This is a genomic window from Mesorhizobium sp. W016, from assembly GCF_054719485.1.
Genome location: NZ_JBTTIF010000002.1, coordinates 1,558,663 through 1,578,631, shown reverse-complemented (window position 1 = coordinate 1,578,631; position 19,969 = coordinate 1,558,663). Strand labels below are relative to the sequence as shown.

The 19,969-nt window shown below is 63.0% G+C and carries 19 protein-coding genes, 1 other RNA gene and 1 pseudogene; 6 read left to right on the top strand and 15 right to left on the bottom strand.

The window, feature by feature from the left end; all coding sequences use genetic code 11:
* Positions 1-140: 140 nt before the first annotated feature.
* Positions 141-1,394 (top strand): NAD(P)/FAD-dependent oxidoreductase, encoded by a 1,254-nt coding sequence (locus ACYG9V_RS08075; protein ID WP_023708184.1) that lies wholly within the window; start codon positions 141-143, stop codon positions 1,392-1,394.
* A gap of 121 nt (positions 1,395-1,515) precedes the next feature.
* Here the strand turns inward: ACYG9V_RS08075 and ACYG9V_RS08070 are convergent, their stop codons facing one another.
* Positions 1,516-2,793: a 4-aminobutyrate--2-oxoglutarate transaminase gene (locus ACYG9V_RS08070; RefSeq protein WP_023738174.1), complete on the bottom strand. Its 1,278-nt coding sequence runs from the start codon at positions 2,791-2,793 to the stop codon at positions 1,516-1,518.
* A gap of 195 nt (positions 2,794-2,988) precedes the next feature.
* Between ACYG9V_RS08070 and ACYG9V_RS08065 the strand changes: the two are divergent.
* A pseudogene (locus tag ACYG9V_RS08065) lies at positions 2,989-3,772 on the top strand (efflux RND transporter permease subunit); the annotation flags it as partial.
* 10 nt (positions 3,773-3,782) lie between these two features.
* Here ACYG9V_RS08065 and ACYG9V_RS08060 read toward each other — a convergent pair.
* From ACYG9V_RS08060 to ffs, 12 genes are all read right to left on the bottom strand, one after another.
* The gene (locus ACYG9V_RS08060) at positions 3,783-4,121 is read right to left on the bottom strand and encodes a hypothetical protein (protein WP_023682021.1); all 339 of its coding nucleotides are present in this window, start codon (positions 4,119-4,121) and stop codon (positions 3,783-3,785) included.
* Positions 4,122-4,135: 14 nt separating this feature from the next.
* On the bottom strand, positions 4,136-4,885 hold the full coding sequence (locus tag ACYG9V_RS08055) for an ABC transporter ATP-binding protein (RefSeq protein ID WP_023682022.1): 750 nt from the start codon (positions 4,883-4,885) through the stop codon (positions 4,136-4,138).
* Entirely contained in the window at positions 4,882-5,718 is an 837-nt protein-coding gene (locus tag ACYG9V_RS08050) for an ABC transporter ATP-binding protein (RefSeq protein ID WP_352537284.1), read from the bottom strand. The genes ACYG9V_RS08055 and ACYG9V_RS08050 overlap by 4 nt, the downstream gene beginning before the upstream one ends.
* A gap of 10 nt (positions 5,719-5,728) precedes the next feature.
* Positions 5,729-6,649: a nickel transporter permease gene (gene nikC, locus ACYG9V_RS08045; RefSeq protein ID WP_023682024.1), complete on the bottom strand. Its 921-nt coding sequence runs from the start codon at positions 6,647-6,649 to the stop codon at positions 5,729-5,731.
* A complete protein-coding gene (locus ACYG9V_RS08040) occupies positions 6,646-7,713 on the bottom strand; it encodes an ABC transporter permease (RefSeq protein WP_023682025.1) in 1,068 nt (355 codons plus the stop codon). Before ACYG9V_RS08040 ends, nikC begins: the two co-directional genes overlap by 4 nt.
* 19 nt (positions 7,714-7,732) lie before the next feature.
* Positions 7,733-9,376 carry an ABC transporter substrate-binding protein gene (locus ACYG9V_RS08035; protein ID WP_023682026.1) on the bottom strand — a complete coding sequence of 548 codons (1,644 nt, stop codon included), beginning with the start codon at positions 9,374-9,376 and terminating at the stop codon, positions 7,733-7,735.
* 264 nt (positions 9,377-9,640) lie between these two features.
* Positions 9,641-10,918, bottom strand: a complete 1,278-nt coding sequence (locus ACYG9V_RS08030) for a lytic murein transglycosylase (protein ID WP_352763847.1) — start codon at positions 10,916-10,918, stop codon at positions 9,641-9,643.
* A 194-nt stretch (positions 10,919-11,112) separates the two neighbouring features.
* On the bottom strand, positions 11,113-11,718 hold the full coding sequence (recR, locus tag ACYG9V_RS08025; protein WP_023692600.1) for a recombination mediator RecR: 606 nt from the start codon (positions 11,716-11,718) through the stop codon (positions 11,113-11,115).
* Positions 11,719-11,814: 96 nt separating this feature from the next.
* A complete protein-coding gene (locus ACYG9V_RS08020; protein WP_023725787.1) occupies positions 11,815-12,783 on the bottom strand; it encodes a cell wall hydrolase in 969 nt (322 codons plus the stop codon).
* A gap of 217 nt (positions 12,784-13,000) precedes the next feature.
* Positions 13,001-13,324: a YbaB/EbfC family nucleoid-associated protein gene (locus ACYG9V_RS08015; RefSeq protein ID WP_023669519.1), complete on the bottom strand. Its 324-nt coding sequence runs from the start codon at positions 13,322-13,324 to the stop codon at positions 13,001-13,003.
* A 31-nt stretch (positions 13,325-13,355) separates the two neighbouring features.
* Positions 13,356-15,167 (bottom strand): DNA polymerase III subunit gamma/tau, encoded by a 1,812-nt coding sequence (locus tag ACYG9V_RS08010; protein WP_352763851.1) that lies wholly within the window; start codon positions 15,165-15,167, stop codon positions 13,356-13,358.
* A 204-nt stretch (positions 15,168-15,371) separates the two neighbouring features.
* Positions 15,372-15,468, bottom strand: an RNA gene (ffs, locus tag ACYG9V_RS08005) — signal recognition particle sRNA small type.
* A gap of 157 nt (positions 15,469-15,625) precedes the next feature.
* On the opposite strand from ffs, the gene ACYG9V_RS08000 reads away from it, so the two are divergent.
* From ACYG9V_RS08000 to ACYG9V_RS07990, 3 genes are all read left to right on the top strand, one after another.
* Positions 15,626-16,045, top strand: a complete 420-nt coding sequence (locus ACYG9V_RS08000; RefSeq protein WP_023682032.1) for an HIT domain-containing protein — start codon at positions 15,626-15,628, stop codon at positions 16,043-16,045.
* Positions 16,046-16,080: 35 nt separating this feature from the next.
* Positions 16,081-17,022, top strand: coding sequence for an NAD(+) diphosphatase (nudC, locus tag ACYG9V_RS07995; protein WP_352763854.1), 942 nt, complete (start codon positions 16,081-16,083; stop codon positions 17,020-17,022).
* A gap of 75 nt (positions 17,023-17,097) precedes the next feature.
* Positions 17,098-17,403 carry a Dabb family protein gene (locus tag ACYG9V_RS07990; RefSeq protein WP_352763857.1) on the top strand — a complete coding sequence of 102 codons (306 nt, stop codon included), beginning with the start codon at positions 17,098-17,100 and terminating at the stop codon, positions 17,401-17,403.
* Positions 17,404-17,410: 7 nt separating this feature from the next.
* Here the strand turns inward: ACYG9V_RS07990 and ACYG9V_RS07985 are convergent, their stop codons facing one another.
* Entirely contained in the window at positions 17,411-18,274 is an 864-nt protein-coding gene (locus tag ACYG9V_RS07985; RefSeq protein ID WP_023682034.1) for a prephenate dehydratase, read from the bottom strand.
* A gap of 23 nt (positions 18,275-18,297) precedes the next feature.
* The gene (locus ACYG9V_RS07980) at positions 18,298-19,023 is read right to left on the bottom strand and encodes a 3-deoxy-manno-octulosonate cytidylyltransferase (RefSeq protein ID WP_023669513.1); all 726 of its coding nucleotides are present in this window, start codon (positions 19,021-19,023) and stop codon (positions 18,298-18,300) included.
* A gap of 193 nt (positions 19,024-19,216) precedes the next feature.
* Between ACYG9V_RS07980 and ACYG9V_RS07975 the strand changes: the two genes are divergently transcribed.
* Positions 19,217-19,882, top strand: a complete 666-nt coding sequence (locus ACYG9V_RS07975; protein ID WP_352763860.1) for a c-type cytochrome — start codon at positions 19,217-19,219, stop codon at positions 19,880-19,882.
* Positions 19,883-19,969 lie beyond the last annotated feature (87 nt).

Below are 19,969 nucleotides of genomic sequence, written 5' to 3'. Positions count from 1 at the left end.
GACCCGGACCGGGCTCTTGCGACGGCGGCAGACAATCGCCATCTGGCGGAACGGCTCACAATCAAAGCATGATGTCGTCCGAAAACCGCTTCACACTTTCGGCATCATGCTCCAGATTTGAAACAGGAATTCGGTTTGCGATGAAGAACGGGGTCGTCATTCTCGGTGCGGGTCATGCGGGCGTGCAAGCGGCCGCCAGCCTGCGCGAGGAAGGCTATGACGGGCCTGTCGTACTGATCGGCGACGAAACCGATCTGCCCTATCACAAGCCACCGCTGTCGAAGACCTTCATCAAGGACGCCGATGCCAAGCCGCAACCCTTGCGCGGCGAGGCCTTTTACACCGGCAGCGCCATCGACTTCAGGCCGGGCGTCCGAATCGACAGCATCGATACGGCAGGCCGCAAGCTGGACATAGCAGGCGGCGGCGTGCTGCCGTTCGACCGGCTCATCCTGGCCACCGGTTCGCGGCCGCGGCTCCTGCCGCTGCCGGGCGCCGACCTCTCGGGCGTGCTGTCGCTGCGCTCGATCGCCGATGCGCGGCTGATCCGCCAGCTCAGCGCCCAAAGCGAAGACGTGGTCATCCTCGGCGGCGGCTTCATCGGGCTGGAGATCGCGGCTACGCTGAGGGCCGCCGGCCGCAACGTCACCCTGGTCGAGGCTGTCGACCGGCTGCTTGGCCGCGCCGTGGCGCCGGTGGTGGCGAGCCATGTCCGCCAACGGCTGGAGGCGATCGGCGTGCGTATCCTCACCGGCACCACCATTGCCAGGCTGGAAGGGGAAAACGGCCATGTCTGCGCTGCCATCACCTCCACCGGCGAAAGGCTGCCCGCGCGCATGGTCATCGTCGGCATCGGCGCCGTGCCGAATGTCGAACTTGCTCAGGCTGCCGGACTGACTGTCGCCAATGGCATCCGCGTCGACCAACAGATGCGCACCTCAGTGCCTGATATTCTGGCCATCGGCGACGCCGCTTCCTACCGCCACTGGTCGACCGGCGGCGACGTGCGGCTGGAATCGGTGCAGAACGCCACCGACCAGGCGCGGCTTGCCGCACGCACGATCACCGGCCATACGGACGCCTATGCGGCGGTGCCGTGGTTCTGGTCTGACATCGGCGACATGAAACTGCAGATGGTCGGGCTGACCTCGGGCGGCGACAGCCATGTCGTGCTGGGCGACCTCGCTGAGAACAAGTTCTCGATCTACCACTATGCTGGAAGCCGGCTGCTCGGCATCGAATCCGTCAACAGGCCGGGCGACCATATGCTGGGCCGCAAGATGCTCGGGGCCGGGTTTTCGCCGATGGCGCAGACTGTTGCGGAAGGGCCTGATGGGCTGAAGGCGGCGCTGGCCGCGTTCCAGCAGGATGAGCCGGCACGGGCTGCGGGCTAGACGCACTTACCCTCCCCCTTGTGGGGAGGGTCGCTGCGAAGCAGCGGGGTTGGGGTCGGCGCGAGGCCCCCACCCGGACCTGCGGTCCGACCTCCCCACAAGGGCGAGGTAGGGGTTTGCACTAGGCAGCGCAGACTTCGCGGATCGAGCTTTCCAGAATGTCGAGCGCCTCGTTCATGACATTGTCCTGGATGGTGATCGGAGCCAGGAAACGGATGACGTTGCCGTAGACGCCGCAGGTCAGCAGGATCAGCCCCTTGTCGAGCGCCTTCAGCCGGATCGCATTGGCGATCTCGGCCGACGGCAGGCCCCTCTTGACGTCGTTGAGCTCGACCGCGTTCATGAAGCCGAGACCCCTGATGTCGACAATCTCGGGCACATCGTCGCGGATCGACTGCAGCCGCTGTTTCAGCCGGGCGCCCAGCGTATTGGCGCGGTCGCACAGCTTTTCGTCCTCGATTACGTCGAGCACGGCGTGTGCTGCGGCGACACCGATCGGGCTGCCGCCATAGGTGCCGCCGAGCCCGCCAGGACCGGGCGCATCCATGATCTCGGCGCGGCCGGTGACCGCCGCCAGCGGGAAGCCGCCGGCCAGGCTTTTCGCCATGGTGGTAATGTCGGCCGCGACCTCATGATGATCCATGGCGAACATCTTGCCGGTGCGGGCAAAGCCGGTCTGCACCTCATCGGCGATCAGCAGCATGCCGTGCTGGTCGCAGAGCTTGCGCAGCGCCGTCAGGAATTCGCGCGGCGCGTCGTAGAAGCCGCCCTCGCCCTGGACCGGCTCGATGATGATGGCGGCAACGCGAGCCGGATCGACATCGGCCTTGAACAGTTTGTCGAGTGCGACCAGCGAATCGGCTGTAGACACGCCGTGCAGCGGCACCGGAAACGGCGCGTGGTAGACGTCGCCCGGCATGGCGCCGAAGCCGACCTTGTAGGGCACGACCTTGCCGGTCAGCGCCATGCCCATGAAGGTGCGGCCGTGGAAGCCGCCGGCAAAGGCGATGACGGCTTGGCGGCCAGTGGCGTTGCGGGCGATCTTGATGGCGTTCTCGACCGCTTCAGCACCCGTAGTGACGAAGATGGTCTTCTTCTCGAACTTGCCGGGCAGCATGCCGTTCAGCCGTTCGGCCAGCCTGACATAGCTCTCATAGGGCACGACCTGGTGGCAGGTATGGGTGAAGCGGTCGAGCTGTGCCTTGACCGCCTCGATCACCCTGGGATGGCGGTGGCCGGTGTTGACGACGGCGATGCCGGAGGAGAAATCGATGTATCGGCGGCCTTCTACATCCCAGATCTCCGAATTCTCGGCGCGGTCGGCATAGATCTGCGTCGTCATGCCGACGCCGCGCGAGATCGACTGGTTCTTGCGCTCAGAAATGGCTGCGTTCTTCATTTCGTCCCTCATCGGGCCGACGCCCGTTCTCGTTAGATGAATGCCAAGGCCTCTTCTGACCTTATTTCACGTTTTCCTCAAGTTGGCACCGCCGCCGGGCGATTGGGCCTGTCGTCGATGCGGGCCACTTCGACAGACCGGTCTTAACCAGCCGACCGATACACGTACGGGGCAGTCCGTGACAGCTCACCCGTCACCGGGAACGGCGAAGCGATCCCGCTCGCCGCGGTGGCGAACTTCCGCTACGACCTCGAACAGCCGACGGTGTGGCGGCGCAACCGCATCCCGATGATCACCGTTCGCGCAGGCCTCGTTGGCGACGTGCTGCCGGCCACCGTCGTCAACGAATTGAAGCCGTCGGTCGACGCCTTCATCGCCAAACTGCCGCCCGGCTATTCCGTTGCAACCGCCGGCTCGGTCGAGGAAAGCGCCAAAAGCCAGGGACCGATCGCAGCGGTGGTGCCGCTGATGCTGTTCGTGATGGCGACCATCCTGATGATCCAGTTGCAAAGTTTTCAGCGCCTGTTCCTGGTCGTGGCGGTGGCGCCGCTCGGCCTGATCGGCGTGGTCGCGGCCCTGGTGCCGAGCGGCGCACCGCTCGGCTTCGTCGCCATTCTGGGCGTCCTGGCGCTGATCGGCATCCTGATCCGCAACTCAGGTGATCCTGATCGTGCAGATCGAGGATCTGGTGGCCGAGGGCCAAGACCGCTGGGAAGCCGTGATCGAAGCGACCGAGCACCGCATGCGGCCGATCGCGCTGACGGCCGCGGCCGCCAGCCTAGCGCTGATCCCGATCGCGCGCGAAGTGTTCTGGGGCCCGATGGCCTACGCCATGATGGGCGGCATCATCGCCGGCACGGCGATCACGCTGCTGTTCCTGCCGGCGCTTTATGTGACGTGGTTCAGGATCAAGGAGCCTAAGCAGGGGGACGAACCATCTGTTCCGGAGAACGGCGAACTGGCGCAAAGCTCGACTTAGCCCTCCTGCATCACTCGTTGTCGTTGGAGGGTACAGGGAGTGATTTAGCGCGCTGCCAAGGCGACAATTTTGAACTGCGCCAAGCATGCCAGCCTTTTGGCAAATCAGCCAATTCCAGGATGCTCTCATCCCGCTGAACCACATTCTGGAGGCTGACGAGCATTAGCTCGGGTTCATCTCGATTTTGCTTGTCGTTGCTATGAAATTGCCAACTGCCACCCTCATCGTTGTGGTTATCGTCGTCATCAGCTTCGTGCACAACGTATGCGATCCAGTCACCACGTTTAAATATGCTTCTGTCCGACAACACCGCGACATTGGGTGGGTCTTCGAACGTCCATTCCGCCATAGGAAACCTCAGATTCAAGCGGTCCGCACAAACCCCTCGCTCGCCCTCAACAGATTGCGCGTATAATCCTTCTCTACGCGATGCCCGATCAGCTGGCTCGCGGTGAGATTTTCCACCGCTTCGCCGTTCTGCATCACCATTAGGCGCTCGCACATATGGGTGATGATGGCGAGGTCGTGGCTGACCATCAGGAAGGTCAGCTTGCGCCGACGGCGAACCTCTTCCAGCAGGTTGAGCACTTCCGCCTGCACCGAAGCGTCGAGCGCCGAGGTTGGTTCGTCGAGCAGCAGGATCGACGGTTCGAGGATGAGCGCCCGCGCGATCGCCACGCGCTGACGCTGACCGCCGGAGAGCTGGTGCGCGTAGCGGAAACGGAAACCGTTGCCTAATCCGACCTCGTCGAGGGCGCGCTGGATGCGTTGCTCGCCATCGGCAAAGCCGTGAATGGCGAGCGGCTCCTGCAGCAGGCGGTCGACGGTCTGACGCGGGTGCAGCGAACCATAGGGGTCCTGGAAGACCATCTGCACTTCGCGATAAAAAGCCTTGTCGCGGCGCGCTCCCAGCGTCTTGCCATTGACCGTGATAGTACCGGATGCGACAGGCACCAGGCCGGCAATGGCTTTGAGCAGCGTCGACTTGCCGGAACCGCTCTCGCCGACCAGGCCGAAGGATTCGCCGGACTTCACCTCGAGGTTCGCCCCTTTCAGCGCGCGAAAACGGTCGAACACCACCTCCAGCCCTTCAATCGAAATGGCTGGCGTCATGCCGCCCACTCCGGCTTGCGGTCGAGCACCGGCAGCGGGTGGCGTTCGTAACCGATCCTGGGCATGCAGTTGAGTAGGCCGCGCGTGTAGGGATGCTTGGCGTCGCGCAGCTCCGACGCCTTGAGCTGCTCGACCACCTTGCCGGCATACATGACGATGACGCGGTCGCAGAAGGAGGCGACCAGCCGCAGATCGTGCGAGATGAAGATCAGGCCCATGCCGCGCTCACTGACCAAGCGGTCGAGGATGCCGAGCACATCGAGCTGCACGGTGACGTCGAGCGCCGAGGTCGGCTCGTCGGCGATCATCAGTTCCGGTCCGGCGATCAGCATCATTGCGATCATGGCGCGCTGGCCCATCCCGCCGGACACCTCGTGCGGATGCAGGTCGAAGACACGCGAGGGATCGCGGATCTGCACAGCTTCCAGCATGGCCAGCGCCCGCTCGCGCGCTTCGGCCTTGGAGACCTTTTCATGCGTGCGCAGCGTCTCGACGATCTGGCGGCCGATGCTCATCACGGGGTCGAGCGAATATTTCGGATCCTGCAGGATCATGGCGATGCGTTTGCCGCGCAGCGCCCGGCGCTGACGGGCCGGTATGGCCAGAAGGTCGATGCCGTCGAGGGCGAGCTTCTTGGCCGACACAAGGGCCTGCGGCGGCGTCAGCCCCATGATGGCGCGGCCGGTCTGCGACTTGCCGGAGCCGCTTTCGCCGACAATGCCCAGCCGCTCTCGGCCAAGCGAAAAAGTGACGCCGCGCACCGCCTGGATGAGGCCGGTCCGAGTCGGGAAGGTGACGCGCAGGTCGTCGACATCGAGAAGTGCACCGCTCATTGGTCACCACTCATTGGTCGCCACTCCGGGGATCGAGCGCATCGCGCAGGCCGTCGCCCAGCAGGTTGAAGCCGAGACTGACGATCAGGATGGCGAAGCCGGGCGCGCCGGCCACCCACCATTGGTCGAGCACGAAGCGACGGCCGGACGCGATCATGGTGCCCCATTCCGGCAGCGGCGGCTGCGCGCCGAGGCCGAGGAAACCGAGGCCGGCGGCGGTGAGGATGATGCCGGCCATATCGAGCGTCACCCGGATGATGAGCGAAGAGATGCAGAGCGGCATGATGTGGCGCAGCACGATGCGGAACGGCGAGGCGCCCATCAATTGCACCGCCTTGATGTAATCGGAATTGCGCACGGTCATCGTCTCGGCCCGCGCAATTCGCGCGTAAGGCGGCCACGAGGTGATGGCGATGGCCAACACCGCGTTTTCGATCCCGGGGCCAAGGGCGGCGACAAAGGCCAGTGCCAGGATCAGCTTGGGGAAGGCGAGGAAGATGTCGGTAATGCGCATCAGAATGGCATCGGTCCAGCCGCCGGCATAGCCGGCGACGGTGCCGACCAAAAGGCCGATGGGGGCTGCGATGACAGCGACAAGAATGACGACATAGAGGGTCCAGCGCGAGCCAAAAAGAATGCGCGAATAGATATCGCGGCCGAGATCGTCGGTGCCGAACCAATGCGCCGCACTCGGCGCCAAAAGCCGGGCATTCTTGAGATCGCCGATGGTCGGCGAATAGGGCGCCAGCACATCGGCAAAGGCTGCGACCAGCAGCAGCGCGATGATGATGAGCAGGCCGAGAAACGCCAGCCGGTTGGCGGAAAAGCGCCGCCAAGCGACGTAGGCGCGGCCGAGCCGTGCCTGCATGCGCGAGGCCGGCCGATCGCTGAGCAGCCAATCGCGGCGCGTTTGGATTGCTTCGGCGCTCATCCTGTCTTCGTCCTCGGATCGAGCACCTTGTAGAGAACATCGGACAGGAGATTGATGCCGATGAACACCGAACCGATGACGATGGTGCCGCCGAGCACGGCGTTCATGTCGGCGTTCTGCAGCGAATTGGTGATGTAGAGGCCGATGCCGGGCCAGGAGAACACCGTCTCGGTCAGCACCGAACCTTCGAGCAGCCCGGCATAGGACAGCGCGATCACCGTGACCATCGGCACCGCGGCGTTGCGCAGCGCATGGCCCCAGATGATTCGCGTTTCAGACAGGCCCTTGGCGCGCGCGGCGACGATGTATTCCTGCGACAGCTCGTTCAGCATGAAGGAGCGCGTCATCCGGCTGATATAGGCGAGCGAGAAATAGCCCAGCAGCCCTGCCGGCAGGATGATGTGGCGGTAAGCGTCGTAGAAGACATCCCACTGGCCCTGCAGCGCGGCGTCGAGCAGGTAGAAGCCGGTGATCGGTGTGAATGTGTACTCGTAGACGATGTCGAGGCGGCCGGGAAAAGCCACCCATTGGAGCTTGGCGTAGAACAGGACAAGCCCCAAAAGCCCGATCCAGAAGATAGGCACGGAATAGCCGATCAGGCCGACAATGCGAACGATCTGGTCGATGAGACTGCCGCGTTTTACCGCTGCCAGAACGCCGAGCGGCACGCCGATCAACGACCCTATCAGAGTGCCCAAAGTCGCCAGTTCGATCGTTGCCGGAAAGGCACGGCGGATGTCGGTCATCACAGGATTGGTGGTCAGCACAGAGGTGCCGAAATCACCGTTCAGCGCATGCTTGAGATAGATATAGAATTGCTCGATCAACGGCAGGTCGAGCCCCATCTCGCGGCGGGTGCGCTCGACGACATTGGCCGGTGCGCGGTCGCCGAGCACCGCCAGCACCGGATCGATCGGAATGATGCGGCCGATGAAAAAGGTCACCGCGAGCAGGCCGAGATAGGTGGTGACGGCGATGACCAGGAAGCGGCCGATCGCCAACAAGATAGCGACGGCGCGGGCGCTTCCCTGCCCCGCCGTCGCCTGGTTTTCAATCGCGCTCATCAGGGCGCGTCCGCCGGCGCTATTCCTTGGAGACCGGGCCGACGAAGTTGGTGTCGAAGCTCGGACCGAGCGCAAAGCCTTTCAGGTTTTTGCGCAGGCCTGCCACTTCCAATTGCTGGTGGATGATTACGAAGGGGCTGGTGTCGAGGATCGTCTTTTCAAGGCTCTTGTACATATCGGCGCGCTTGCCGGCATCCTTCTCCAGCAAGGCTGCTTCGGTCTGCTTTGTCAGGTCCGGGATGTCCCAGGCATTGCGCCAGGCCAGCGTCTTGGTCTTGCCTTCATCAGAATTGTCCGGGTTTGAGGCAAAGGTCTGGGCGTTGGAGTTCGGATCGAAATAGTCCTGGCCCCACTGGCCGATATAGATGTCATGATTGCGGGCGCGGTATTTGGTCAGCGTCTGCTTGCCGTCGCCCGGGATAATTTCCAGCTTGATGCCGGCTTGGCCAAGCGTCTGCTGGATCGATTCCGCCATGCCCGTTGTCGGCTGTCCCGTGCGTACGTCCATGGTTACGCTGAAGCCGTCGGCCAGGCCGGCCTTGGTCAGCAGTTCCTTGGCTTTGGCGACGTCGAACTTGAACGGATTTTCGTCCAGTTCGCCCAGCACGCCCTTGGGCAGGAAGGTCTGGTGAATCTCGCCAATGCCCTTGAGGATGGTCGTGCTCAGCGCATCGTAGTCGACCAGATATTTGAACGCCTGGCGAACCTCGGGCTTGGCGAGGTTCGGATTCTTCTGGTTGAGACTGATGTAAAAGACCGTGCCCTTCGGCGCGCTGGTCGTGGTGAGATCGGCATTCTTGGCGATGGCGTCGAGATCGTTCGGCTCGAGGTTGCGGGCAACGTCGATGTCGCCTGCTTCGAGCGCCAGGCGCTGTGCCGAGCTTTCCTTCATGTTGCGGTAGATGACGCGGGCGAGCTTGGCCTTCTCGCCATTGTAATTGTCGTTGCGCTCCAGCACGACGACCTCATTGGCCCGCCATTCGCGCAGCTTGTAGGCGCCGGAGCCGGCATAACCGGTCTTCAGGAAGGCGTTGCCGAAATCGTTGTCCCATTTGTAGTCGGCACTCGGCGTCACCGCGGCGACATGTTCCTTGACCAGCTTTGCGTCGACGACCGAAGCGACCGTTGCCGACAGGCAGTTTAACACGAAGCTCGGCGCATAGGCCTTGTCGACGGTGAACTGGAAGGTGGTATCGTCGACGGCCTTGGCCTTGTCGGCAACATTGTCGCCGCTGATGCCGAACTGGTTGATGATGAATGCCGGCGGCTTATCCAGCTTGATGGCGCGCTCGAAGGAATAGGCGACATCGGCGGCCGTCAGTGGATTGCCCGAAGCGAACTTTAGGCCGGGCTTGAGCTTGAACGTATAGACCAGGCCGTCGTCGGAGACGGTCCAGCTCTCGGCAAGGTCGCCCTTGACCTTGGAGGTGTCGCTGAGGTCGAGGCGGACCAGCAGATCATAGGTGTTGCCGGTGACTTCGGCGGTCGACAGTTCGAACGCCTCGCCCGGATCCATGGAGATGATGTCGTCGATGGCAAAACCTTCGACCAGCGTGTCGGCGGGGGTCACGGCAAAGGCCGGCGCGACGCCAATGAGCAGAGCGGACATGGCAGCACCTGCGAGCCAGACGCGCGAACGTAGAGCAAACTTTTCCATCATCATGATGATTGTTCCCTGTTTTGTTGATTGTTGACCCCGAGTTCCCGGCTCAGGGCTGCAGTAATCTTTTTCGCGGCCGGAGGACGACCGTTAGACCCCATACCGTGTTGATTTTTTTCCAGTTGGTCAACACCCTATCCGGCAGCCCTCCAACCGGCAACGGGCATTTTTGCGAGCCGGCATACTGGACCGGAATATACTGTGCGCGTCGAAGCATGGGCGAGCCAATTGCAGCCGCCGATGGGGAAAAATCTGCTCTTTTCCGTGTTACTTGATGGCAGCAACCAGATCGGCGTCGGGGAAGCAGGTGGCGGGGCGGCCGTTCTTTTCCTGCCAGCTGCCGATCGAGCGGCGGGTCTTGAAGCCGGGCAGGCCGTCGGCGCTGCCGACATCGTAGCCCTTGGCCTCCAGCGCCCGTTGCAGCGCGGCGATGTCGGAACGATGCAGGCCGCCGACCGCACCCCAGCTGCCGACGAAATCAGCATCGCCATGGGCGATGCGGTCAGCGCCATGGCCGATGAACAGGGCGTAGAGGTCGCTGGTGTTGTATTGCTTCAGCACGTAGAAATTTGTCGTGGCGATGAAGGCCGGACCGCTGCGTCCGGCCGGCATCAAAAGGAACCCTTCCGCCTTCAGTTCGTTGGCCGGAAAGGCTTTGCCGCCGACGCGGCTGATTCCCATCGCCGCCCAGGCTGAGATCTTCTTGCCCTGGTCGGGACCTTCGAGCGAGCAGGAAACGCTTTCCGGAACCGTCACCTCGAAACCCCAGCCACGCCCCTTCACCCAGCCATAGTGGACGAGATAGTTGGCGATCGAGGCCAGCACGTCCGGCGTCGAATTCCAGATGTCCGGGTGCCCATCACCGTCGTAGTCGACGGCGTGCTTCAGGAACGAGGTCGGCATGAATTGCGGCTGGCCGAGCGCGCCGGCCCAGGACGATTTCATGGCGCCGACCGGCGCCAACCCATGCTCGACGATCTCGAGCGCCGCCAGTACCTCGGTGCGGAAGAAGTCCTTCTTGGTCGACATGAACGCCTTGGTGCCGAGAACATCGAAGGCGTCGTAGGGCATTTTCGCCGCGCCGAAGCCGGTCTCGCGGCCCCAGATCGCCAACAGTATCTCGCCCGGGACACCGTAGCGCTTTTCGATCGCAGCCAGCGTCTTGGCGTTGGCCGCCTCGCGCGTGCGCCCACCTGACGTGACGGCGCGCACCGTCTTTTCGGCGAAATAGGCGCCGGGCGAACCGAACTCGGCCTGATGCTGTTTTTGCGGGGTTTTGGGTTTCTCGCCGGGCAGGACGAGGTCGGGCAATTTGAGGTTCGGCTTCACGCCATCGAAAGCGGCGTCGAAGGTGGATTTGGAGATGCCTTTGGTCTGGGCTTCCGGCCAGAGATCGGTTTGCAGCCAGGCGCGGAACTGGTCGTCGATTTTGGCGGCGGAGGCGGGGGCTACAAAAAGCAGGGCAACAAGGGATGCGAGAAGCGCAACGAGCGCCAATCCGAAAGGTCCGCTTTCTGTCGCGCCCCCCTCTGTCCTGCCGGACATCTCCCCCACAAGGGGAGAGATTGGCTGTCGCTTCGGTTTTCGCCAACCACCAGCGTTGAAAGAAGAATGCCGCCCGAGAAGCTGCTGATCTCCCCCCTTGAGGGGGAGATGTCCGGGAGGACAGAGGGGGGTGTTTGGCGCAAACCTCGAAGAATGCGAAGCTTTCATGTCGCACATCCTGCCCGCCAATTGCGTCAAAACGCCGTCCGCGAGCGCAAGGCCGCCGCCAGCGTCCCCTCATCCAGATAGTCGAGTTCGCCGCCGACCGGCACGCCATGTGCAAGCCTGGTGACCTTGATCTTGAAACCCGAGAGCTGGTCGGTGAGATAATGCGCCGTCGTCTGGCCCTCGACCGTGGCGTTGACGGCGAGGATCACCTCCTTCACCTCGCCGCCGGCGACGCGGTCGACCAGCGAGCGGACATTGAGCTGGTCGGGGCCGATGCCGTCGAGCGGCGACAGCGTGCCGCCGAGCACATGGTAGCGCACATTCATGGCCGCCGCCCGCTCCAGCGCCCAGAGGTCGGAGACATCCTCGACGACGATCAGCGTCGAGGCATCGCGGCGCGGATCGGTGCAGATCATGCAAGGGTCGGAGGTATCGACGTTGCCGCAGGTCGTGCAGATGCGCACCTTGTCGGCGGCTTCAGCCATGGCGGCGGCGAGTGGCGACAAAAGCTGCTCCTTCTTCTTGATGAGGTGCAGTGCCGCACGCCTGGCCGAACGAGGCCCTAGCCCCGGCACCTTGGCCAGGAGTTGGATCAGGCGTTCGATCTCGGGACCGGCGATTCGCTTCGACATCGCACTGATCTAGGATTTTTCCGCGCGCTTTGAAACATGCGCATACGCACCGAGCCCGCCATGCTGCCATGGCGGGCTCGGAAACTGTTTTAGGCGTCAGTAAGCTGACGCTGGCCGGGTCTGGTCGATAATCATCGCGCCGATAGCGTCGGTATTCTCAGGCGTCGACTGGAAGCCCATCGACGCTTCCTGCGTTGCCGATGGAACCGAGGTGATGTAGCGGGCGTTCAGCGTGCCGCCGAAACGCGAGGCATCGGGCTCGGCCATCGGCTCCTGCATCGCCACCTCCGTCTGCTTGGCGGCGACGCGGGCGCTCTTGGCGGGCGCCGCGGAAGCCGTCACATAGGTCTGCTCGGCCGGGGCACGTGTCGCCTTGGCTGCGCGAACCGCCGCGGCCTGCTTGGCCGGATCTGGACGGACAATGGTCTTCACCACCGGCTCGGCGTAGGCAACCTGCAACGGCGCTTCAGGCACAGGCGCGCGCGGCTGCGCCGAGGCAACCATGGTCGTGGATTCATCCGGCAGCGGCTGCCAGTTGCGACCGCGCTTCTCGTAGAAGGCGTTGCCGCCGGCAACCATGGTGTAATGCATGTTCTTGTAGGGGAACCTCAGGCCGGCGGTGTGGAAGTACATCGTGTTCTTCAGCTTGGCCTTGCGCTCGCCCTTGAGCACCGCATCGGCGGCCTCCTCGACATCGGGCATCGCTTTCGAATTCATCGCCCGCGTCATCACGCCGGGCGCGAACTGGCCCGGTTCGCCAACCACTTGGCAAATGGTGCTGCCATGATTGCCGGAGCGCAGCCGGTTCATCACCACCGTGCCGACGGCGATCATGCCGTCACGGCTCGAGCGGTTGGACTCGAAGAACATCGCCCGCTCCAGGCATTCCTTCTCCTTCGGCGTGTTGCGGTAGGCGCGCGTCGAAAGGAAGCTGGGCGTGATGGCGTCGGTCAGGCTGGCGACCGACAGGCCGTGCGAAGACGTGGTCTGGCTACAACCCGCCAGGAACATAGGGGAGAAGATGATGCCGAGCAGAAGCGGCGTCTTCCATCGCGTCGCGATCAACAAAAATGCCTCATTGTCCAGATGCCAGCCCGCCCCGAGATGTGGCAAGAATGAGACTCTTAAAGGCAAAAAGATGGCTAAAGGATTAGCTTTCGTGCAGCATAGGTAAAACTTTATAAATGCCCGGATATGTCCGCGTGAGCAAAGCCGGAGAAAGTCTTAACAACAGCTCCGCAGCCGATTTCCCTTCATAATCAATTAACTGGTTGGAGCCGGCTCAGAACGGCAATTTCATTCCGGGCGGGATCGGCAAGCCTGCCGTCAGCGCCTTGGTCTTCTCCTGCATAATCTGCTCGACCTTATTTTTGGCGTCATTGTGAGCGGCCAGCAGCAGGTCTTCGAGAATCTCGACCTCGTCCTCCTTGAACAGCGACGGATCGATCTTCAGCGACTTCATTTCGAACTTGCCGGTCAGCGTGACATTGACCAGCCCGCCGCCCGCCTGCCCGCTTGCTTCAATCGTCGCGATCTCGTCCTGCATGGCCTGGAACTTGGCCTGCATTTCCTTCGCCTTGCCCATCAGGCCGAGAAGATCTTTCATGGTCGGGTCCTTTGCGGATTCGTGGCTATGGTCAGGTTTCGTCGTCGTCGGACGGCGGCTCGACCGGCGCTTCGGCCTTGTCGGTGTCGACTTCCGGCGCGTCGGGAATGCGCACGTCGATGATCTTGGCGCCGGGAAAGCGCGCGAGGATGGCGGCCACCGCCGGATCGCTTTTCGCGTCGGAGAAAGCGGTCTCGCGCCTGGTCGATTCCATCTCGGCTAACGTCTGGCCGCCCTCTTCCTTCGACAATGACACCAGCCAGTTGCGGCCGGTCCAGGCCCGCAGCTTCGTCGTCAAGTCGTTGAGCAGCATCTTGGGCGCATCGGCGGTCAGGCCGACGTCAATACGGCCGGGCTCGATGCGCACCAGGCGAATACAGCTCTTGACCAGCACCTTGAAGGCGATGTCACGCTGCGCGTCGGCAAGAGCGACAATATCGGCCAGCGATTTCAGCGGCGGCGATTGCGGCTCCACGACCGGCTGCGGAGGCGCGACAAAGGCGACCGGGGGCGCGTCGACCAGCCGCATGGTTTGCGCACCGGCTGGCCCGGACGGCACCCGGGTCTGCGCTACCGCGCTGGCGCCGCCGCCATTGCCGGCATTTACCGGCGCACCATTCGGGCGTGACGCACCACCGGACGCCGGAGCGCCGCTCTCCAGAGATTTCAGCGCCTCGTCCAGCGTCGGCAGGTCGGCGGCATGCGCCAGCCGGATCAGCACCATCTCGCCGGCGCTGACCGGTCGGTTGGACGACTGCACCTCGGGAATGCCTTTCAAGAGCATCTGCCAGGTCCGCGACAGAACCTTGACCGACAGCGTGCTGGCGAAGTCGGCGCCGCGGCGGCGCTCATCCTCGGACAGGGAAGCGTCGTCGGCAGCCGTCGGCACGAAGCGCAGCCGGGTGACGAGGTGGTTGAATTCGGCCAGATCGGTCAGCACGGCAGTCGGATCGGCGCCGGTGTCGTACTGGTTGCGGAATTCGGCAAGGGCGGCCGCCACATCGCCCTTCATGACATGTTCGAACAGGTCGACGATGCGGGCGCGGTCGGCGAGACCCAGCATGGCGCGCACCGCTTCGGCGCTGACGGCGCCGCCGCCATGGGCGATCGCCTGGTCGAGGATGGAGAGCGAATCGCGGGCCGAGCCTTCGGCGGCGCGCGCGATCATCGCCAGCGCGTCGTCGTCGACCGATATGCCTTCCTTGCCGGCAATCGAGGAGAGGTGCGCGACCAGTGCGCCGGCATCGATGCGTCTCAGGTCGAAACGCTGGCAGCGCGAGAGCACGGTGATCGGCACTTTGCGGATTTCGGTGGTGGCAAAGATGAATTTGACGTGCGGCGGCGGCTCTTCCAGCGTCTTCAACAGGCCGTTGAAGGCCTGGGTGGAGAGCATGTGCACTTCGTCGATGATGTAGACTTTGTAGCGCGCCGACACCGGGGCATAGCGCACGCGCTCGATAATGTCCCTGATGTCGTCGATGCCGGTATGCGACGCGGCGTCCATCTCGATGACGTCGACATGGCGGCCTTCCATGATCGCCTGGCAGTGCTCGCCCAGGAGGGCGAGGTCGACCGAGGGATGGTCGACCGTCGGCGTCTTGTAGTTGAGCGCCCGCGCCAGGATGCGCGCCGTCGTGGTCTTACCGACGCCGCGCACGCCGGTCAGCATCCAGGCCTGGGCGATGCGGCCTGTGGAGAAAGCGTTGGTCAAAGTGCGGACCATCGGCTCCTGGCCGATCAGTTCGGAGAAATTCGACGGACGATATTTGCGCGCCAGCACGCGATAAGCGACGGCCTTTTGCTTCTCCAGGTTTTCGGGGTCCGAATTTCCGGCTTCGCTCATTCGCCCGTAAAGCTCCAAAAGGCCGCGTCTCAGCGTAGCCGATTCCTGCTAGATCGTTTCACCGTTTTCTGAAACGGCAAACCGCTCTACCCTTTGCTTTAACGCAATTCCGGACGGGAAACCGCTCACACTTTCCCTGGAATTGCACCAATAGTCTCGCCCGCGCTGCAATGCGTCGTCAATGTCGCGAGAGGGGCCGATGAGGTGGGAGGCTGGAACAATGACCCGTTCCGGGCTCGTTAGGGCTGCTTCCTTCCGGACCTGACCCGGTTGGCGAGTGGATCGTCCACCACCAACCTCCCGCGTTCCATATCGGCAATTCAGCGATCAAATGCAAGGGTGCATTGAGAATCGGATGCCCTTGAACTCCGCCGCTCAATGAATCGCTTGCAGCCCCCGTGCAGCCGCTCTAGCGTCATGAGTTTGGGAATAATGCGAGAAGCGCAAGGGAAACGCCAATGCTACCGGGCCTCAAGGCCGGATTCACGCTCGACTCCAGGCTGGAGGCGGATAGCGAGCAGCTGATGTGGCTCGGCCTGTGCGAGCTCAGGGTGATGAACGATAGCCGCTGGCCATGGCTGGTCCTGGTGCCGCAGCGGCCGGGGGCCGAAGAAATCCACGACATGACGCCGCTCGACCAGGCGATGTTGACCTTCGAAACCAACATGGTGGCGCAGGCGCTGAAAAGAACCACGGGCTGCACCAAGATCAACACCGGCGCGCTCGGCAACATCGTTCGGCAATTGCATGTCCACGTCATCGCCCGCTCGGAAGGCGATCCGGGCTGGCCGGGGCCGGTGTGGGGGCACGGCATGCGCGAGCCCTATGAGCGTTCAGGCATCCGCCAGTTTGCGCAACAGATCAAGGCGGCGCTATAAGCCGCCTGTGTCCATCCCTAGACGTTCGAGCTTCCATGACCTTTCGCCTTTTTGACGCGCCCTTGCGCGAACCGAGCCAGTTCGTCGGTTTCGCCGGAAACACGATTGATCGGCAATCCGAGAACCGCGCCGACGATTCCGTCGAAAGGGCGTTGGCCGATCCCTCGGCACGTCTTCTGCCGATGCATGGCGGACGGCTGTATCTGAAATTGCACGATGGCAGCTTCGACCCTTGGTTCGATCTGGCTGAGAGCCAGAAGCTGCAGCCATCACTCGCACAAGGCGTGCTGCTTGGCTTTGCCGAGAGCGGCCCGGTACTTGCCGTGCCGGTCGGCCTCGATCCCGAACAGCTGCCGGAGACCATGAAGGCGATCGATTATCGCTCGGTCTATATGCAGGGGCTGATCGACGAGGCGGCAGCGGGCGCGCTGGCGCAAGGCGCCGCCCTGCTTGCCTGGCATGCCACCCATCGCTTCTGCAGCAAATGCGGCCATGAATCGCAAATGCAGGCCGGCGGCTACAAGCGCCATTGCCCAAATTGCGGCACCGAGCACTTTCCACGCACCGATCCGGTGGCGATTATGCTGACGGCGACGCGGGAAAAATGCCTGCTCGGCCGCGGCCGGCATTTCGGACCCGGCATGTACTCGGCGCTTGCCGGCTTCATCGAGCCGGGCGAGACGATCGAGGCGGCGGTGCGCCGCGAAACGCTGGAGGAAGCCGGCATCCGGCTCGGCCGCGTCGTCTACCATGCCAGCCAACCCTGGCCGTTCCCCTATTCGCTGATGATCGGCTGTTTCGGCGAACCGCTCAATGACGACATCCAGGCCGATCTCAACGAGTTGGAAGATTGCCGCTGGTTTTTTCGCGACGAGGTGCGTTCCATGCTGGAGAGGACGCACAAGGACAATCTGGTCACGCCGCCGAAAGGCGCAATCGCGCATCATCTGATCCGCGCCTGGGTCGACAGCGAATAAGAGTTGTTATTTTACGCAATTCCGGACGGAAAACCGCTTCACACTTTTCCTGGAATTGCTTAACGGGAGCAAAAAATGATCCGTCACACCGTGGTTTTCACCCTGAAGCACCCGCAGTACTCGCTGGAGGAAAAGCGGTTCCTCTCCGATGCCAAGCGCATTCTCAGCGCAATCAAGGGCGTCACCCATTTCGAGCCGCTGCGGCAAGTCAGCCCGAAGAACGACTATCACTTCGGCTTCTCGATGGAGTTCGTAGATCAGGCCGCCTACACCAGATATAACGAGCATCCCGACCACGTTGCCTTCGTGCGCGACCGCTGGATCCCGGAAGTCGAAACCTTCATGGAAATCGACTATGTGCCGCTGACCCTGCTGGGTTAGGGGAACCTTAGTCCGCGACCTTCCACTGCTCGCGCGACTCGCTGGCGGGATAGACCCCCAGAATGCGCACTTCGCGCGAGAAGAAGCGCAGTTCGTCCAGCGCCAGCTTGACCAGCGGATCGTCGGGATGGCCCTCGATATCGGCGTAGAACAGCGTCGCGGTGAAGGCGCCCAACTGATAGCTCTCCAGCTTCGTCATGTTGACGCCGTTGGTGGCGAAACCGCCCATTGCCTTGTAGAGCGCAGCCGGCACGTTGCGGACACGGAACATGAAGGTCGTCATCATCTTGGTGTCGGCCGAGGGCCGTTCGGCCAATCGCTTGTCCTTGGTCAGCACGACAAAGCGGGTGACATTCGAATCCGTGTCCTCGACGTTCTTCTCGATGATGTCGAGGCCGTAGAGTTCTGCGGCTAGCGCCGGGGCGAGCGAGGCCATGGTGCGGTCCTTGAGCTCCGAGACCAGCTTCGCAGAGCCCGCCGTGTCGCCGGCGATCACCGGCTTCCAACCGTTCTTGCGGATGTATTTGCGGCACTGTCCCAGCGCATGGATATGGCTGTGCACGGTCTTGATCTCTTCGCGTTTGACGCCTGGCAGCACCATCAGCTGGAAGTGGATCGGCAGAAAATACTCGCCGACGATGTGGAGTTTCGATTCCGGCAAGAGATGATGAATGTCGGCGACGCGGCCGGCGATGGTGTTTTCGATCGGGATCATGGCGAGGTCGGCCTTGTTGGTCTCGACCGCGTTGAAGGCATCCTCGAAGGTGGGGCACGGCAACGGCTCCATCGAAGGGAACATGTTGCGGCTGGCGGTGTCGGAATTGGCGCCCGGTTCGCCTTGGAAGGCTATTCTGTTGGTCTTGTCAGGCATGCCGATATCTCAGGTTGAAGGTCTCAGGAAAGAATTTGTCGGGCGCGTTCGAGGTCTTCCGGCGTGTCGACGCCCAGCGGCAGCGATTGCACGATCTCGGCATCGATGCGCATACCGGCCTCCACCGCCCGCAACTGCTCCAGCCGCTCGCGCCGTTCGAGCGGCGAAGGTTTTAGCGCGACGAAGCGTTCGAGGGCTGAGCGCCGATAGGCGTAGAGGCCGACATGGTGATAGAGCGGCCCCTCGCCCCAGGGCGCGGTGGCGCGGGTGAAATAGAGCGCCTTCAGCCGCGTCGCCGACAACGGCGAACCGACGATCTTGACGACGTTGGGGTTGGCCTTTTCCTCGTCGCGGACGATCTCGACGCCGAGCGTGGCGATGTCGACCGCAGCGTCCTCGAACGGTTTCAGCGCCGCACCGATGATCTTGGGATCGATGGTCGGCAGGTCGCCCTGCACATTGACGATGGTTTCGACCTTGCGATCGGGGTCGAGGGCGGTCAGCGCCTCGAAGATACGGTCGGAACCGGATTCGTGGTCGGTGCGCGTCATCACCGCCTCGAAACCGTGCGCGCGCACCGCTTCGGCCACGTTGCGCGTGTCGGTTGCCACCACCACCCGGCCAAGCCCAGCCTCAGCGGCGCGGCGGGCGACATGGACGATCATCGGCGCGCCGGCTATGTCGGCCAGCGGCTTGCCCGGCAGGCGCGTCGAGGCCATGCGGGCCGGGATCAGGATGAGCGTGGACATCGAGGTTGCAAGGCGTTCGAAAGAGGATGGGGAAAGTGGCAAAAGGTCTCACTGGAAGCGCCCTTATAGGTGTTGCAACGCCCAAGCAAAAGACCTAGTTTCCGCCCGATTTGACCGGCTCGACGGGGTGGGTCACGATACCGACGGACGGAGTGGACGGAGAGGTCCGCCGGAAAAGGGAGCCCTGGGGCGTATGGATTCCAACGAAGTCAACAAACTGCTCGCCGGGTTGCTTGGAACCTGTTTCGTCGTCTTCTCGGTCGGTTTGGTGTCCGACGCCCTGTTTGCCTCGCCGGCGCCGGAAAAACCCGGCTTTGCCATCGAGGCGACGGAGCCTGCCGAAGGCGGCGCCGCCGGACCCGCGGCAGAGGCCAAGCCGATCGCCGACCTTTTGGCCACCGCCAATGTCGAGCAAGGTGCGGCCGTCTTTAAGAAATGCCAGGCCTGCCATTCCGGCGAAAAAGGCGGCCCCAACAAGGTCGGCCCGGATCTCTGGGACATCGTCGACCGCCCCGTCGCCGAGCATGAGGGCTTTGCCTATTCGGCCGGCATGAAAGAGTTTTCCAAGGGCGGCGCCGAGAAGTGGACCTACGACAACCTCAACCACTTCATCACCTCGCCGAAGAAATTCGTGAAGGGCACTGCGATGGGCTTTGCCGGCCTGCCGAAGGACGAGGACCGCGCCAACGTCATCGCCTATCTGCGCACGCTGTCGGATAGTCCGAAGCCGCTGCCGACGCCAGGTGCCGCCGCCGATGCAGCGGCGCCCGCCAAGCCGGCCGAGGGTGCCGCTCCGGCCAAGCCGGCTGAAGGTGCAGCTCCCGCCCCTGTGGCGCCGGCACCGGCGCCCGCCAAATAACCGAATTGTCATCTCCATGATCTCAAAAAAGCCGGGTTCAGCCCGGCTTTTTGTTAGGAAAATCGCATATGCGGCGACAAAGCCGCC

Coding starts and splice junctions, on each gene's coding strand:
- ACYG9V_RS08075 (WP_023708184.1), top strand. CDS start 141: ATGAAGAACGGGGTCGTCATTCTCGGTGCGGGTCATGCGGGCGTGCAA.
- ACYG9V_RS08070 (WP_023738174.1), bottom strand. CDS start 2,793: ATGAAGAACGCAGCCATTTCTGAGCGCAAGAACCAGTCGATCTCGCGC.
- ACYG9V_RS08060 (WP_023682021.1), bottom strand. CDS start 4,121: ATGGCGGAATGGACGTTCGAAGACCCACCCAATGTCGCGGTGTTGTCG.
- ACYG9V_RS08055 (WP_023682022.1), bottom strand. CDS start 4,885: ATGACGCCAGCCATTTCGATTGAAGGGCTGGAGGTGGTGTTCGACCGT.
- ACYG9V_RS08050 (WP_352537284.1), bottom strand. CDS start 5,718: ATGAGCGGTGCACTTCTCGATGTCGACGACCTGCGCGTCACCTTCCCG.
- nikC (WP_023682024.1), bottom strand. CDS start 6,649: ATGAGCGCCGAAGCAATCCAAACGCGCCGCGATTGGCTGCTCAGCGAT.
- ACYG9V_RS08040 (WP_023682025.1), bottom strand. CDS start 7,713: ATGAGCGCGATTGAAAACCAGGCGACGGCGGGGCAGGGAAGCGCCCGC.
- ACYG9V_RS08035 (WP_023682026.1), bottom strand. CDS start 9,376: ATGATGATGGAAAAGTTTGCTCTACGTTCGCGCGTCTGGCTCGCAGGT.
- ACYG9V_RS08030 (WP_352763847.1), bottom strand. CDS start 10,918: ATGTCCGGCAGGACAGAGGGGGGCGCGACAGAAAGCGGACCTTTCGGA.
- recR (WP_023692600.1), bottom strand. CDS start 11,718: ATGTCGAAGCGAATCGCCGGTCCCGAGATCGAACGCCTGATCCAACTC.
- ACYG9V_RS08015 (WP_023669519.1), bottom strand. CDS start 13,324: ATGAAAGATCTTCTCGGCCTGATGGGCAAGGCGAAGGAAATGCAGGCC.
- ACYG9V_RS08010 (WP_352763851.1), bottom strand. CDS start 15,167: ATGAGCGAAGCCGGAAATTCGGACCCCGAAAACCTGGAGAAGCAAAAG.
- ACYG9V_RS08000 (WP_023682032.1), top strand. CDS start 15,626: ATGCTACCGGGCCTCAAGGCCGGATTCACGCTCGACTCCAGGCTGGAG.
- nudC (WP_352763854.1), top strand. CDS start 16,081: ATGACCTTTCGCCTTTTTGACGCGCCCTTGCGCGAACCGAGCCAGTTC.
- ACYG9V_RS07990 (WP_352763857.1), top strand. CDS start 17,098: ATGATCCGTCACACCGTGGTTTTCACCCTGAAGCACCCGCAGTACTCG.
- ACYG9V_RS07985 (WP_023682034.1), bottom strand. CDS start 18,274: ATGCCTGACAAGACCAACAGAATAGCCTTCCAAGGCGAACCGGGCGCC.
- ACYG9V_RS07980 (WP_023669513.1), bottom strand. CDS start 19,023: ATGTCCACGCTCATCCTGATCCCGGCCCGCATGGCCTCGACGCGCCTG.
- ACYG9V_RS07975 (WP_352763860.1), top strand. CDS start 19,217: ATGGATTCCAACGAAGTCAACAAACTGCTCGCCGGGTTGCTTGGAACC.